The sequence below is a fragment of the Novosphingobium barchaimii LL02 genome (assembly GCF_001046635.1).
Taxonomy (GTDB): Bacteria; Pseudomonadota; Alphaproteobacteria; order Sphingomonadales; family Sphingomonadaceae; genus Novosphingobium; species Novosphingobium barchaimii.
The window spans coordinates 1180669-1195959 of sequence record NZ_KQ130452.1 but is presented as its reverse complement, the minus strand read 5'-3'; the positions used below and the strand labels follow the sequence as shown (position 1 = coordinate 1195959).

The window sequence follows — 15291 nt, the reverse complement described above, 5'->3', positions numbered from 1 at the left end:
CTAAATTCGGGCGATGGCTCATTCTCCCTTCGTACCGCTTCGCATCTTCTCCAGCTTCACCATGCTGGACGGCGCGATCGAGCCGAAGGCGATCGCCAAGCTGGCCAAGGAGCGCAAGTTCCCCGCCGCCGCGATCTGCGATCGTAACGGCCTTTACGGCGCCCCGATCTTTGCAGGGGCAGCCAAGAGCGCGGGCGTGCAGCCCATCGTCGGCACCTTCCTCGCCGTGGCCCGGCCCGGTGCGGCGGTGCAGGGCCAGGATTTCCCGATCGACTGGCTGGCCCTGCTTGCCCAGAACGAGGCGGGCTGGCTCAACTTGTGCCACCACGTCAGCCGGGCACACCTGGCGCGCCCGCTGGAGCTTGACCCCCACGTCCAGCTCGAATCGCTGCGGGGCTATACCGATGGGTTGATCTGTCTCACCGGCGGCAACGAAGGCGCGCTGGCGCGGCTCTTCGCGGGCGGCAAATACGATGCTGCTGAAAGCTACTGCGACACGCTGCAATCGCTGTTCGGCGACCGCCTCTACATCGAGATCACCCGCACCGGTGAGCCTGAGGAGGACGAGAGCGAGGAGGAACTGATCGCGCTCGCCTACAGCCGCGATATCCCGCTGGTCGCCTCCAACCCGGCGCAGTACCCGGAAAAGACCTTCCATGCCGCGCATGACGCGCTGCTGTGCATCGCCAACTCCACCCAGATCGACGCCGAAGATCGCCCGCGCTCCTCGTCTGAGCGCTGGGTCAAGCCGATGCCGGTCATGCAGGAACTGTTCGCAGACCTGCCCGAAGCTCTGGCCAATACCCTCGTGGTTGCGCAGCGCTGCGCCTATGCACCGCCCAAGCGCAAGCCGCTGCTGCCAAGCCTCGCCGGTGACCGCGAGGGTGAGGCACGGATGCTGGCCGACGATTCGCGCCTTGGCCTTGCCGTCCGCCTCGCGCCGTACTGGCCCGACATCACCGTGCAGGAACTGGACGAGGCGATGGCCCTCAAGGGCGACGAGCGCCGCGCCGCCTACGAAGCCTTGCGCGAAAAAGGCGTCACTGAAGACTTCCTCGAATATGCCGACCGCCTCGATTTCGAGGTCGGCATCATCGTCGGCATGGGCTTTCCCGGCTACTTCCTGATCGTTGCCGACTTCATCAAGTGGGCCAACGACAATGGCATTCCCGTGGGTCCGGGGCGCGGTTCGGGCGCCGGCTCGCTGGTGGCATGGGCCTTGACCATCACCGGCCTTGATCCGCTGAAGCTGGGCCTGCTGTTCGAACGCTTTCTCAACCCGGAACGCGTGTCGATGCCTGACTTCGATATCGATTTCTGCGAAACCCGGCGCGGCGAGGTGATCCGCTACGTCCAGGCCAAGTACGGCGAGGACCACGTCGCCCAGATCATCACCTTCGGCAAGATGAAGGCCCGCGCGGTTCTGCGCGATTGCGGGCGCATCCTGCAGATGGGCTACGGCAAGGTCGACAGCCTGTGCAAGATGGTGCCCAACCATCCGACCGACCCCTGGACGCTGACCGAGACGATCAACGGGCGAAAGCAGCACGGCGTCACCAAGGACGGCCCGGTGCCGGAATTCCGCCGCGAATACGACAATGACGCGGAAGTGCGGCGGCTGGTCGATCTGGCGGTGCAGCTCGAAGGCCTGCCGCGCAACTCCTCCACCCACGCGGCGGGCGTCGTCATCGGCGATCGTCCGCTGGCGCAGCTGGTGCCGCTCTACCGCGATCCGCGTTCCGACATGCCGGTGACCCAGTTCGACATGAAATATGTCGAGGACACGGGTCTCGTCAAATTCGACTTCCTCGGCCTCAAGACGCTGTCGGTGTTGCACAAGGCGGGCGAACTGCTGCAGCGGCGCGGCATCACGATCAACCTTGCGACCCTGGGCTGGGACGATCCAGCGGTTTACGAACTGCTCAAGCGCGGTGACACCGTGGGCGTGTTCCAGCTGGAATCGGAAGGCATGCGCCGCACGCTTTCGGCCGTGAAGCCGACCAACTTCGGCGACATCATCGCGCTCGTCTCGCTCTACCGTCCGGGGCCGATGGACAACATCCCGCTGTTCGGACAGCGCAAGAACGGCCTCGCCGCGATCGAATATCCGCACGAGAAGCTCTCGGTGATCCTGGGCGAGACGTACGGGATTTTCGTCTATCAGGAGCAGGTCATGCAGGCCGCGCAGATCCTGGCGGGCTACTCGCTGGGCGACGCCGACCTTCTGCGCCGCGCCATGGGCAAGAAAGTCCAGGCCGAGATGGACGCCCAACGCCTGCGCTTCGTCGAAGGCTGCAAGCGCGAATCCGACATCGAAGCGGCCAAGGCCAATGAACTGTTCGACTTGATCGACAAGTTCGCCGGTTACGGCTTCAACAAATCGCACGCGGCCGCCTATGCGCTGCTGGCCTACCACACCGCCTGGTTCAAGGCGCACTATCCGCACGAATTCTACGCCGCCGCCATGTGTTTCGACATGCACCAGTCGGAAAAGCTGGCGATCTTCGTCGACGATGCGCGCCGCAACGGCATCGAACTGGCGCCGCCCGATATCAACCGCTCGGAAGCCGAATTCATCGTCGAGGAAACCGCCGAAAGCCACGCGGTGCGCTATGCATTGGCGGGCATCCGCAACGTCGGCGAAAAAGCGATGGACGCTATCGTCGCCGAGCGCGTGGCCAATGGCCCGTTCGTCAGCCTGGACGATGTGTTCCGCCGTGCGCCTGCCGGTTCGATGAACCGCCGCCAGCTTGAAAGCCTCGGCGCGGCGGGCGGTTTCGATACGCTGGAGCCGAACCGCGCCAAGGTCCTCGCCAACGCGGACACCTTGCTGGCCGAGGCCGACCGCTCCTCGCGCGAACGCAATTCCACGCAGGCCGCGCTGTTCGGCGGCGATGACCATGCCGAACAGGGCCTGCGCCTCGTCGAAGCGGAACCCTGGAGCCGTATCGAACAGATGGCGAAGGAGCGCGAGAATTTCGGCTTCTACTTCGCCGCCCACCCGGTCGAGCAGTACCGTGTGGTCGCCAGCGGCAACGGCGCGCGTACCTATTCCAGCCTGATGGCGGGCGGCGGCGGCGGGCGCACTGGCGCGGTCATGGCGGCGATGGTGGAGAGCGTGCAGCGGCGCAAGACCAAGCGCGGCAAGGACTTCGTCATGGCCGATTTCTCGGACCAGTCGGGCAATTTCTCGGCCTCGTGTTTCGAGGAAAGTCTGGTTGAGAACTTCGTGAAGTGGGCCAAGGAAGGCACCTGCATCCTGCTCCAGGTCGAGCTGGATTCGCCCAGTGCGGACGAGCCTCCGCGCGTCACAGTGCGCGGCGGGCGCCCTCTGGCCGAAGTGAAGGCGGACGCACGAATGCTGCTGAAGCTGGATATTGACCGGGTAGAGGCGGTGCAGGAACTTGCCCTGCTGATGCGCCCCGGACCCAAGGGCAGCGGCGAGGTGATTGCCACCCTGCACCTGGGCGATGGCCGCGAGCAGAAGGTGCGCCTTGGCCGCGACTTCGCGCTGGACGGCGACTTTGCCGAGCAATTGCAGAGCGTGGCGGGCATATCGGGCATTGAACTGACCGCGCGCCGAGGGCCGGAAAAGGTGCCGATGGCCGCCTGACAGCGGCACGTCGCACCTGATTTTACGCTGCGTTAATGGGGTGGATCGGTCTGTTTGCGCACGGCAATCGGGCGGGTATCTGCGCAGCGTTTGCGATCAACAAAGTAAGAATGGCGTCTCGCTGAAAACGGGCTGTTCCATTTAGCCCTTCTTCGCACCGTCTTGTCCTTATTTTACAATTTCTTTAGCGCGTTTAGTACACAAGTGCCCGCAATTGCCGGTACGGGAGAGCGCTGCGATGCTGGGTGGTATGCAGGATTGGGAACTGCGCGTCTCCGGCCTGATCGATCATGCCGCGCGGGCTCATCCTGGGCGGGAGATCGTCAGTCGATGGGCGGATGGCAATCAGACACGAACGAACTGGCATGACTTGCGCTCCGATGCCCTGCGCATGATGCAGGCGCTGCGGCGGCTGGATATCTACCCGGGCGCGCGTGTAGCCACTCTGGCAATGAACCATTCGCGCCACCTTGCCAGCTGGTTCGGCATCACCGGCGCAGGCTGCGTGCTCCACACCATCAACCCGCGCCTGTTCGACGACCAGCTCGAATATATCGTCAACCATGCGGGCGACCGGGTACTGATCTACGATAGCCAGTTCCAGCCCATCGTCGAGCGCATGCGCGCGCGCTGGCCGACTATCGAGCAATACATATGCTTCGACGACGCCCGCAATGCCGTCAGTTTCACGGACTGGATCGCAGGAGAGGACGGCGACGCCGTGTGGGCCGCGGGCGACGAGCGGGCACCTTGTATGCTGTGCTACACCAGCGGCACAACCGGCGATCCCAAAGGCGTGCTTTATTCGCATCGCTCGAACGTGCTGCACACGCTGGCGATGATTCAACCCGCATGTCTGGCGATCGAGCCGCGGTCCTGCGTGCTGCCGGTGGTGCCGATGTTCCATGCCAACAACTGGGGGCTGCCCTGGGCCTGCGCCGCGACAGGCGCGAAGATGGTCTATAGTCAGGTCAACGAACCCACTATCCTGTGCGATCTGATCGCGGACGAGAAAGTCACGCATGTCGGCGGCGTTCCCACCGTCTGGTTTGCGATGTTCGAGCATCTCGACAGCACCGGACGCACGATGCCGCCGTTCCGGCTGGCGCTCTCAGGCGGCTCGGCGGTTCCATCCAGCGTGGTCGAACGGTTGATGCGTGCCGGTGTACGCGTGGTGCAGGCCTGGGGCATGACCGAAACTTCTCCCATCGCCACGGTCACCTACGAGCCGCCCGAATGGGATGACATGACTTTCGAACAGCAAGTCGAATGCAAGAGCCGTCAGGGCCGTCCGGTCTACGGCAGCGAAGTGCGGGTGATGTCGCTGACCGACCCCACATGCGAAGCCGCGCACGACGGCGAGACGAGCGGACCGCTACAGGTGCGCGGGCCATGGACGATCAAACGCTACTTCGAGGCGGAGGAGGACATTGCCGGGCCCGGCGACTGGTTCGATACCGGCGATGTTGCGGCGATCTCGTCCGACGGCACGGTGCGGCTGACCGACCGGACCAAGGACCTCATCAAATCTGGCGGCGAGTGGATCAGCTCGGTCGATCTGGAAAACGCCGCCGTCAGCCATCCCGACGTGCTGGAGGCGGCGGCGATCGGGATATTCCACCCTCGCTGGGACGAGCGCCCGGTGCTGGTGGTTGTGAAAAAACCGGACGCCGCGATTTCGGCAGAGGCGCTGCGCGAATATCTCACCGCGCGCGTTGCGAAGTGGTGGGTGCCCGATGCCATCGAATTCGTCGATGAGTTGCCCCACACCGGCACCGGCAAGATCAGCAAGAAGGACCTGCGCATCCAGTTCCGCGATTATCGCCTGGACTGATCCACCGCCCTCACTTGTTGGTGTTCACCGCGTTTTCGGCGGCATCGCCGACCTTCGTAGCGGCATTGCCCACATCGCTCGCCGCTTCGGCGATGGCGTTGTCGCGAACGCTTTCGCCTGAGGTCTTGCTGAACAGATAGATGCCGCCCACGACGACGACGAGCAGGATCAGCGCCATGATGATACCGATCCCGCTGCTGGAGCGCGGAGCTTCATGGATGATCGTGGTGTGCGTAGCGGGGGCTTCCGGCTGGCGCGCGGTTTCGAAGGTTTCGTCGGCCATATCTGGGCTCCTGTCCGTTATCTTGTTGCCAACGCAACGCGCGTACGGCGATGCGGTTGCGAACGGACGGGTCTTGGCCATCGCCGCAACAGCGCGGCGTCACAGGAGCGAAAGCTGACCGTCCAGCGATGGGCGGCGGAACTGCGTACAGTCCAGCACGGGCTTCGGGCCGGTGATGCCAAGCCGCGTGGCGGCGAGGCGGAAGCGGCTGCGGAACAGTTCGGCCCAGACGCCCTTGGGCTTCATGCGGGTGAAGAAATCGGGATCGTTGTCGCGCCCGCCGCGCATCGAGCGGATCGTTGCCATGACCTTGTCGGCGCGGCTTGGGAAATGAGCCTCCAGCCATTCGCGGAACAGGGGCGCGACCTCATGCGGCAGGCGGACCATGATCCACGTCGCGGCATGGATGCCGCATGTCGCCGATTCTTCCAGGATCGCCTCCATGAAACTGTCGGTGATCGCCGGGATCACCGGCGCGACGGAAACATGCGCAGGGACGCCCGCTTCGGCCAGCCGCCCCAGAGCCGCCATGCGCTTGGCGGGGGATGAGGCGCGAGGTTCCAGCAACTGCGAGAGTTTGGGATCGAGGCTGGTCACCGAGATGCCCACGCTGACCAGATTGCGCTGGGCCAGTTCCACCAGCAGGTCGAGGTCGCGCAGCACGCGGTCGGACTTGGTCGTGATCGTCACCGGGTGGCGCGTTTCGAGGCATAGTTCGAGTACGTCGCGGGTGATGCGGTAGGTGTTCTCGATCGGCTGGTAAGGGTCGGTGTTGGTTCCCATCGCGATCGGCGCGGGTTTGTAACCACGCTTGGCCAGCGTTTCGCGCAGGAGGCTGGCGGCGGCGGGCTTGGCGAACAACTTCGTTTCGAAATCGAGGCCGGGGGATAGATCGTGATAGGCGTGGCTGGGTCGGGCAAAGCAGTAAATGCAGCCGTGCTCGCAGCCGCGATAAGCGTTGACCGAGCGGTCGAACGGTATGTCGGGGGACTTGTTGAACGAGAGGATCGAGCGCGGATGTTCCTCGGTCACGGTGGTCGCCGGATGGCGGGCAGGGCCGTCGATGGCCTCGGCGTCGTCGAGCCAGTCGCCGTCCGCTTCACGCGCGTGAAGGTTGAAGCGCGCGCTTGCCGCTCCCGTAACCGCGCCTCTGCCCTTGATTGCGTCCATGAGGCGAGGTTGAACAAAAAGAGAACAAATGTCAATCGGCCATTCGCGGTTGATCTTGCATTCTCCCGCCCCTAGGCCGACCCGCGAAGGGAATTACGATGGCAGGCGCAGCGCGCAGGGTCGGAGCAGAGACGTCCGCGACGCGGGCGCTCATCGTCGAGGCGACCAACCAGTTGATCCGGGACGAGGGCTATGCCTCGGTCAGCACCCGCCGGGTGGCCGCGCACGCCGGGCTCAAACCCTCGCTGGTGCATTACTATTTCCCGACCACTGACGATCTGCTGGTCGAAGTCTCCCGGCTGGGCGCCGCCCAGAGCGACCGGATGATCGAGGAAGCGCTGGCGTCCGACGATCCGCTGCGTTCGCTCTGGAAGTTCTTCGTGGACACCAGCCGCACCGCCATGGCGCTCGAATTCATGGCGATGGCCAACCACCGCCCCGCCGTGCGCGACTATATGGCGCAGCACAGCGAGGAGATGCGGGCGCGTCAGGTGGAAATCTTCAAGCGAATCCTGGGCGACCGGATCGACCGCCTTGAAGGTTTCGACGCGGCGGGCCTCAGCCTCATCCTGGCCGGGATCGGCCGGGCCATAGTAATGGAGGAGGGGCTGGGCGTTCGCACCGGCCACGAGGAGGCAATGCGCATCGTCGAGATGTGGCTGGAAAAGTTGGCCCCCGCCAAAGACTGATCTGGCGTGAGGGACTCATCTGGTCCGCCAAAATTGGGCTGATTTACCGCATCAGCGCTGACTTGACCTTGCCGGGCCAGTCCACTTGACGCTTCCGAAGCTTCGGGCGCAGACGCGGTAACAGCGTTCTCGCAGCCTAAACTTCGGGAGATATCATCATGTCGGTCGCAACTACGGCTGAATTCAAAGTCGAACACGTCAAGCCGAAGATCGGCAGCCGTATCCTCAATTCCAAGCAAGAGCTGCTGTCCGGCGAATTCGCCGCCCGGATCCGCGAGGAACTGGAAGCGCGCGGGGTACTGGTCTTTCCGCAGATCAATTTCTCGGACGAGGAGCAGATCGCCTTCACGAAAACGCTCGGCGAATACGCCTCGGAAAACGCCGACGGTTCGCCTTCCAAGATCACGCTCGATGTGAAGGAAAACCCCAGCAGCGCCGAATACCTAAAGGGTTCGCTCTACTGGCACATCGACGGCACCCGCAACGAAGTGCCGATCCTGGCCTCGCTGCTTTCGTGCAAGGTGCCCATTCCCAAAGGAACGGGGAACACCGGGTTCTCGAATACATACGCTGCCTACGACGATCTCTCGGATGAGGACAAGGCGCGCTATGAAAACATGCGCGTGCTGCACGCGCCCTGGGCCTCGCTGTTCTACTATGAAGCCGAGCCCAGCCTGGCCAAGCTCAAGATCATGCAGAGCATCGGCGAGAAAGTGCTGCCGCTGGTGTGGAAGCATGCATCGGGCCGCAAGTCGCTGGTCCTTGGATGCACGTGCCATCATGTGATCGACGTCGATTACAGTGAAAGTGCGCAGATCATCCACGGCCTGCGCGAATGGGCGACCAGCCCGGACTTCACCTACAGCCACGAGTGGTCGGTGGGCGATCTGGTGATCTGGGACAACACCGGGACCATGCACCGCGCAGAGGCCTACGATCCCGATTGCGGGCGCATGATGCACCGCACCAAGCTGGAAGGTGAGGAAGCCTGGGCCGAGTGAGGGGCAAGTCGCGTCCCGAGGCAAGCTAGGGGAAGAATTACGGATGCAAAAAGCCCGCCGACTCATCAGAGCCGGCGGGCTTTTTACTGTGCCGATTGGCCGGTGGTCTATGCCACCGGCCGAAACGGGATCAGGCCCAGTTGAGCATTTCGGCGTCGAGGTTCTCGACGACGGCTTCGAAGAACTGCTCGGTGGTCATCCAGCTCTGGTCGGGGCCGATGAGCAGCGCGAGGTCCTTGGTCATCTTGCCGCTCTCGACGGTTTCGATGCAGATGCGCTCGATCGTCTCGGCGAAGCGCACCACGTCAGGCGTGTTGTCGAACTTGCCGCGATAGATCAGGCCGCGCGTCCAGGCGAAGATCGAGGCGATCGGGTTGGTCGAAGTCGCCTTGCCCTGCTGGTGCTGGCGGTAGTGACGGGTCACGGTGCCGTGGGCGGCTTCCGCTTCGACGGTCTTGCCATCGGGCGAGAGCAGGACCGAGGTCATCAGGCCCAGCGAGCCGAAGCCCTGCGCAACGGTGTCCGACTGCACGTCGCCGTCGTAGTTCTTGCAGGCCCAGACGAACTTGCCCGACCACTTGAGCGCCGAGGCGACCATGTCGTCGATCAGGCGGTGCTCGTAGACGATGCCGGCAGCCTTGAACTTCTCGGCGAAGCCTTCGGTGTCGAACACTTCCTGGAACAGATCCTTGAAGCGGCCATCATAGGCCTTGAGGATGGTGTTCTTGGTCGAGAGGTACACCGGCCAGCCAAGGTTGAGGCCGTAGTTGAACGAGGCGCGTGCAAAGTCGCGGATCGATTCGTCGAGGTTGTACATCGCCATGGCGACGCCCGGAGCCGGGAAGTCGAACACGTCGAGGTCGATGTTCTCGCCGTTCTCGCCGTCCCAGACCAGGCGCAGCTTGCCCGGGCCGGGGATCAGGGTGTCGGTGGCCTTGTACTGGTCGCCGAAAGCGTGACGGCCGACCACGATCGGGTCGGTCCAGCCCGGAACCAGGCGGGGCACATTCGAGATCACGATAGGCTCGCGGAAGACCACGCCGCCCAGGATGTTGCGGATCGTGCCGTTGGGCGACTTCCACATCTTCTTGAGGCTGAATTCCTCAACGCGGGCTTCGTCGGGGGTGATGGTGGCGCACTTGACGGCGACGCCGAATTCCTTGGTCGCGTTGGCGGCGTCGATGGTGATCTGGTCGCCGGTCTCGTCGCGCTTCTCGACCGAGAGGTCGTAGTACTTGAGGTCGATGTCGAGGTAGGGGAGGATCAGACGCTCGCGGATCCACTGCCAGATGATGCGGGTCATTTCATCGCCGTCCATTTCGACGACGGGGTTCGTAACCTTGATCTTTGCCATTCTAAAGGGACTCCCCTGGGGTGAGAATTGGGGCAGTCTCTAGGCAGCGGCGGCGCGCATGGCAAGGCCGGTGCTGGGCACTAATCGGCGGCGGAGGCCGGGTTTGGCCGTCCAGCCTGTCACTAATCGCAGGGTAGATGCGCCGGAGGGGGCGATGCTTGCGAGGAGCCAGAGCCCGAAAGCAGAAACCCCGCCGTTTTCACGGCGGGTTTTCAAGGAATGGTGGGCGTAGCAAGGATTGAACTTGCGACCCCTACGATGTCAACATAGTGCTCTACCACTGAGCTATACGCCCATTCCAATTCGGCGTCTCTGGTGAGTGTCCCCGCCGGAGGACTGGCCCTCTAGCTGCGGTTCATTACCGTGGCAAGGGGCTTCATGAAGATTTTTTGACTCAAAGAGTAGCGTGTTCGGTAAGGCCGAATATGCGCTGCACTTCCATTACGATGTCGCGCAGGTGGAAGGGCTTGGAGAGGACCTTGGCCTGGGGTGCCTCACGGGTGGCGCGCAGGGTGACGGCCGCGAATCCGGTGATGAACATCACTTTCGTCATGGGCGAAATCTCAGCGCACTTCTGGGCGAGTTCGATGCCGTCCATCTCGGGCATGACGATGTCCGAAAGCAGCAGATCGAAATCGTCGTTCTTGAGATGGGGGATCGCGGCGGTGCCCCGGTCAACCGCAACGACGCTGTAGCCTGCATTTTGAAGTGCGCGCGCCAGGTAAGTGCGCATGGCGTCGTCGTCTTCGGCGAGGAGGATGCGGATCATCGCGATATGTCCAGTTTAGTAGTGTTATGCGAGGGCGCGACGCGTCGCTCCGGGGCGCGTGTCGTTCTGGGACTCGCCATAGCGCCTCACGGGTTAAAATTCTTGTCCGGATTTGGCAGTGACCGGGAACGGGACGCTTTGACTAAATTGCGGGAAACGCACAGCGTTGTTTCATGATCGATCTGCCCGATGAGAGTGATTCCCGACAGGAAAGGGGAGGGTGGATACCCGGTGCCCCGAGCGTTGCCGCCTACGTCCTGGACGCCAGGGAACCTTCAGCGATTCCGGTGGTGATCGCGGCGCCGCATGGCGGCCGCGCCTATCCGCAATCGCTGCTCCGGGAACTGCGTCACGGCAGCAGCGTAGCCCTGCGGCTCGAGGATCGCTACGTCGACAGGCTGGCGCAGGGTGTGGCGACTGCTACCGGGGCGAGCCTGCTTCTGGCCCACGCGCCGCGCGCGATGATCGACCTCAACCGTGCGCCTGACGATATCGACTGGGAAATGTTCGCGCGCGATGCGCGTCCCGCTGGCGGTCTGCCACTGCCCAGCCGCCGTGCGCGCAGCGGACTGGGCCTCATCCCGCGCCGGCTGGCCGGGATGGGTGAATTATGGCGCCGCCGCTTCGGATCCCAGGACCTGAAGGACCGCCTCGAAGGCATTCACGAGCCTTATCATGCTGCGCTCGCCCGCGTTTTGTCGGGGCTGCGAGAGCGCTGGGGTGCGGCACTGCTGATCGACCTGCATTCGATGCCGCCGCTTCCCTCGCGTCCAGGTGGGCCCGGTGCGCAAATAGTGCTGGGCGATCGATTCGGGGCGAGTTGTCACGGTAGCGTGGTCGCGGCGGCCTTCGCGCATTTTGCGCAGGTAGGGCGCGAGGCGGCGCACAACCGGCCCTACGCGGGCGGCTATGTGCTGGAGCGACATGCAGACCCGAGCAGCGGCATCCACGCGCTGCAGATCGAGATCGACCGTAGCCGGTATCTCGATTCGGCGCTCGCTGAGCCGGGGCAGGGTATGGAGGAGATGGTAGAGGACATCGCGGGACTTGTGCGACGCCTCGCTTCGGTGGTGGCGGACCTCGGACAGAACGCAGGCTGGCCGCTGGCGGCTGAGTAGCCGCTCACCACTCAGGCGGCCTGAAAACGATCAGAGAGCCTGAAAATGTGGTAGGCAATAAAAAACCACCTCGCGCGATGCGCGAGGTGGCCAAGGTTCAGGGAGGAGGTGCACGAAGTGCACCAACCCGAACGGGCCATGAGGGTAGCGCCGGCCGGGCAAGACCTACTTACGCACCCATTTTTCAAACTTCAAGCGATTCGTCATGCAGCAGGTATGAAAAATGTCCAGAGACCTATCAGCGTTGCTCAGCGAATTGGACGAGACTGTGACAAAAGTGTCATAAGCCTCGCCCTATGCGTGGTAAATCAGCCGTTTACCGGCATGTTGGGTACCTTGCCCTGACCTGCCTGGCGGCCGAAGATGTCCCGAACCAGGTCAAGCGAGAACAGGTGAGCATAGATCAGCGGCAGCATGCCGTTCTGGTTCCATGTGCGCAGTACGTCGCCGCGTACTTCGCGCAGCTTGTTCTCGTCGACCATCTGGAAGCCGCGATAGTTGAAAGGCGGCTGGCCGTTGCCGAGGTCGATGTTGAGCTCGCCGTCCATCAGCAGCTTGTGCTTTTGCAGCTCGGCCATGAAATTGGCGGTCTTGGTGCCGGCCATCTCGAAGTTCTCGCAGAACTTGAGCATGTTGGTGGTGGTGTCGCTCGGCTGGCCTTCTTCATTGAACAGGGCCTCGCCTTCCTCGATCTCGCCGACCAGGTCGCTAGTCGGATCGACGCAGAGCGACAGTTCGTCAGCGTCGTTACGCAGCTTGGCGAGCATGAAGGGGTAGCGGCGCGCATAGGCGGGGATGTAGATCGGCGTGTTCACGATGCCGTCCTCGTCGACGAAGACGTTCACGCCCTCGTTCATACCCATCAGCACGAGCGGGATCGGGTCGGGGCCGGCGGTGAAGATGATCGGGAAGTTGCGCTGAGCCTGGGGGAACTCTTCAACCGTGAGCGGCACCGAATTGACCCCGACAAGCCAGGTGGCCTTGTCGGTGGCGCGGGTCTTCCAGTTCGCATGCTGCTGCGAATTAAGCGGAATGAGGTCCTTGTAGAACAGGGGCAGTGCAGGATTCTGAGGCGCGCTGGCCATTGCGATACTCTCCGCGAGGTGGGGTAATCTGTAGAGGCCGCCGGCTTTAGTGGCTAGGCCCCGGCCGCGCAAGCGCAGCTCCCCGCCGTTTCGGGGATTCCTGCAATGAATACGCTAGATCAATTTTCCCGGATTAAGCAGCCCTTGCGGATCGAGCGCCTGCTTCACCGCACGCAGCATATATAGCGCCGCCGGATCGCCCAGTCGCACCAGCTCGTCGCGCTTGAGCTGGCCGATGCCGTGCTCGGCCGAGATCGAGCCACCCCACTGCGTCACCAGATCATGGACGCGGCGGCTGATCGCCTTGCCTTCGTTCGCATTCCACGCCTTTCCATCGGTCACCTGCGGCGCGATGACGTGGTAGTGGACGTTGCCGTCGCCCAGATGACCGAAAGCGATCGCCTCGGTGCCGGGGAATTCCGCCTCCAGCATGGGCGCGGTAATCTCGACAAAGGCCGGCATCTTCTCCACCGGAACGGAGATATCATGCTGGACGGCCGGCCCGCGCGCGCGTTCGGCCGCGGGGACGGTCTCGCGGATCAGCCAGAAGGCGTCGGCCTGGGCTTCGCTGGCGGACATCGCGGCGTCTTCCAGCAGGTCCTTCTCGAAGGCATCGGCCATCATCGCCTCGCAGCGTTCGCGCAAGGTCGCGGCGCCGGCGCGGTCGGCGACGACTTCGATGAGGACGTGCCACGCATGGCGGCCCTCCAGCGGGGCGCGGGCGGCGGGCATATGGTCCTTCACCGCGTCGATGCTGGCCTGAGGCATGACCTCGAAACCTTCGAGCGTCTCGCCCTCCATCGCCTCGCAGTGGAGCAGCAGCGTTCGGGCTGCGGGCAGGGAGGAAACCCCGGCCCAGATCACCACGCGCTCGGCCACGGCGGGAAGCAGCCGTAGCGTGGCGGCAGTGACGATGCCGAGCGTGCCTTCCGAGCCTATGAGCAGCTGCTTCAGATCGAATCCCCGGTTGTCCTTCTTGAGCGGGGTGAGCGCCGAGAACACCTGGCCGTCGGCCAGCACCGCCTCCAGCCCCAGCACCAGCGCGCGCATTGAGCCGTGGCGCAGTACCTGCGATCCGCCTGCGTTGGTGGATATGAGGCCGCCGACGGTCGCAGACCCCTTGCCGCCCAGCGTGAGCGGGAAGCGCAGGTCCTGTGCTTCCGCCGCTTCGTGCAGCGTCTGGAGGACAACGCCGGCCTCGCAGGTGACGCGGCCCGCTTCGGCGTCGATCTCGCGGATATGGTTCATCCGGCGCAGCGAGAGGAGCAGGGCCTCACCCGTCTGGTCGGGCGTGGCGCCGCCCGACATGCCGGAGTTTCCGCCCTGCGGCACGATCGGCACGCCGTGCTGGCCGCAAAGCCGCACGAGCTGCGAGAGTTCCTCGACATTCGCGGGCGAGGCGAGGGCGCGGGCCTTGCCGGTGAAGCGCCCGCGCCAGTCGGTCAGCCAGGGCGAGACAAGTTCGGGGTCGCATGTCAGTCCGCGCGGCCCGAGCAGGGCAAGGGCGTCTTCGAGAAACGGGTCGATGGAGGCGAGTGAAGCGGTCATGGGGCCGATATGGCACATGGCGCGGCCGGTTTCATCATCTGCGGCTCTTTCTCGTCCAGTGGCATAAATGCATCGCCCGGCAAGGCAGTCATGCGCGGAGAGTTAAGCGGCGGTTCAAGCTCTTGCGATAAGGGGGACATGTCGGCATGTCCGGCATCCGGGGACATTATCGAGAATGAATTTCGCCTCAGTCCTGTTCTATCCCATCCTCCTGCTGCTTCCCGCAGCGGGCGCGACCGACGTAGCGCCGCGCGCGGATGACGTCCGGGCGCAGGGTGAGCAGGCGCCTGCGGAAATCCCGCCAAAGGCCCATGCCTGGCCGAAGTATGAAATTCCGGGGCTCCCCTCCGATTCGCCTTTCCCGGTAAGCCTGCTCAGCCATGCGCTGCCGCAAGATGCCTGGCAGGTGCGCATCGAACAGCGCATGATCATCCGCATCACCCCGCGATCCGCCGTGCCGATGCCGGAGATGTTCATGGGCATGCCCGACGGCGACGGCGGTATGCCGCAGATCACCGAGCGCAAGATCGGCAATTGCCTGCCGGTCGCGGGCATAGCCAGCGTGCGGCCCGACCGTGCCAATCGCCTGCTGCTGTTCATGCGCGACCGGCGCGTCGTCAGCGCCGAACTCGACCGTTCCTGCCGAGCGCGGGACTTCTATTCGGGCTTCCTTCTGGAGGACATCCCGGACGGACGGCTCTGCGTGGACCGTGACACATTGCTGTCGCGCAGCGGCATGAACTGCAAGCTCACCCGCATCCGCGAACTGATCGAACAGGATCGCTGAACGCGCGTCGGCGGAGTGTCGAAACCGGCAAACCCGGAAT

At 63.8% G+C, this 15291-nt stretch carries 12 protein-coding genes and 1 tRNA gene; 6 read left to right on the top strand and 7 right to left on the bottom strand.

The genetic code is table 11. The annotated features are described in order from the left end of the window. Nucleotides 1-13: 13 nt before the first annotated feature. Nucleotides 14-3613: a DNA polymerase III subunit alpha gene (dnaE, locus tag V474_RS05860; RefSeq protein ID WP_059150521.1), complete on the top strand. Its 3600-nt coding sequence runs from the start codon at nucleotides 14-16 to the stop codon at nucleotides 3611-3613. A 238-nt stretch (nucleotides 3614-3851) separates the two neighbouring features. Continuing rightward, nucleotides 3852-5447, top strand: a complete 1596-nt coding sequence (locus tag V474_RS05855) for a long-chain fatty acid--CoA ligase (protein WP_059150520.1) — start codon at nucleotides 3852-3854, stop codon at nucleotides 5445-5447. 10 nt (nucleotides 5448-5457) lie between these two features. Here V474_RS05855 and V474_RS05850 read toward each other — a convergent pair whose 3' ends face one another. Beyond that, complete coding sequence (locus V474_RS05850) at nucleotides 5458-5730, bottom strand: hypothetical protein (protein WP_059150519.1); 273 nt, start codon at nucleotides 5728-5730, stop codon at nucleotides 5458-5460. A gap of 99 nt (nucleotides 5731-5829) precedes the next feature. Beyond that, nucleotides 5830-6900 carry a PA0069 family radical SAM protein gene (locus V474_RS05845; RefSeq protein ID WP_059150518.1) on the bottom strand — a complete coding sequence of 357 codons (1071 nt, stop codon included), beginning with the start codon at nucleotides 6898-6900 and terminating at the stop codon, nucleotides 5830-5832. Nucleotides 6901-6998: 98 nt separating this feature from the next. Between V474_RS05845 and V474_RS05840 the strand changes: the two genes are divergently transcribed. Together V474_RS05840 and V474_RS05835 are read left to right on the top strand one after the other, a co-directional pair. Further along, a complete protein-coding gene (locus tag V474_RS05840; RefSeq protein WP_059150517.1) occupies nucleotides 6999-7589 on the top strand; it encodes a TetR/AcrR family transcriptional regulator in 591 nt (196 codons plus the stop codon). A 158-nt stretch (nucleotides 7590-7747) separates the two neighbouring features. After that, a complete protein-coding gene (locus tag V474_RS05835; protein WP_059150516.1) occupies nucleotides 7748-8590 on the top strand; it encodes a TauD/TfdA dioxygenase family protein in 843 nt (280 codons plus the stop codon). A 130-nt stretch (nucleotides 8591-8720) separates the two neighbouring features. Here V474_RS05835 and V474_RS05830 read toward each other — a convergent pair whose 3' ends face one another. The 3 genes from V474_RS05830 to cpdR form a co-directional block, all read right to left on the bottom strand. After that, nucleotides 8721-9944: an NADP-dependent isocitrate dehydrogenase gene (locus tag V474_RS05830; RefSeq protein WP_059150515.1), complete on the bottom strand. Its 1224-nt coding sequence runs from the start codon at nucleotides 9942-9944 to the stop codon at nucleotides 8721-8723. Nucleotides 9945-10164: 220 nt separating this feature from the next. Beyond that, nucleotides 10165-10239: transfer RNA gene (locus V474_RS05825), tRNA-Val, on the bottom strand. Between the two features lie 99 nt (nucleotides 10240-10338). Beyond that, on the bottom strand, nucleotides 10339-10713 hold the full coding sequence (cpdR, locus tag V474_RS05820; RefSeq protein ID WP_059150514.1) for a cell cycle two-component system response regulator CpdR: 375 nt from the start codon (nucleotides 10711-10713) through the stop codon (nucleotides 10339-10341). Between the two features lie 173 nt (nucleotides 10714-10886). On the opposite strand from cpdR, the gene V474_RS05815 reads away from it, so the two are divergent. Next, the gene (locus tag V474_RS05815) at nucleotides 10887-11831 is read left to right on the top strand and encodes an N-formylglutamate amidohydrolase (RefSeq protein WP_059150513.1); all 945 of its coding nucleotides are present in this window, start codon (nucleotides 10887-10889) and stop codon (nucleotides 11829-11831) included. 308 nt (nucleotides 11832-12139) lie between these two features. On the opposite strand, the gene V474_RS05810 is transcribed toward V474_RS05815, so the two are convergent. Both V474_RS05810 and V474_RS05805 read right to left on the bottom strand, forming a co-directional pair. Beyond that, complete coding sequence (locus V474_RS05810) at nucleotides 12140-12916, bottom strand: SapC family protein (protein WP_059150512.1); 777 nt, start codon at nucleotides 12914-12916, stop codon at nucleotides 12140-12142. Between the two features lie 114 nt (nucleotides 12917-13030). Further along, on the bottom strand, nucleotides 13031-14464 hold the full coding sequence (locus V474_RS05805; RefSeq protein ID WP_059150809.1) for an FAD-binding oxidoreductase: 1434 nt from the start codon (nucleotides 14462-14464) through the stop codon (nucleotides 13031-13033). 175 nt (nucleotides 14465-14639) lie between these two features. On the opposite strand from V474_RS05805, the gene V474_RS05800 reads away from it, so the two are divergent. Beyond that, a complete protein-coding gene (locus tag V474_RS05800; protein WP_059150511.1) occupies nucleotides 14640-15251 on the top strand; it encodes a hypothetical protein in 612 nt (203 codons plus the stop codon). The last annotated feature ends 40 nt before the right edge of the window (nucleotides 15252-15291 follow it).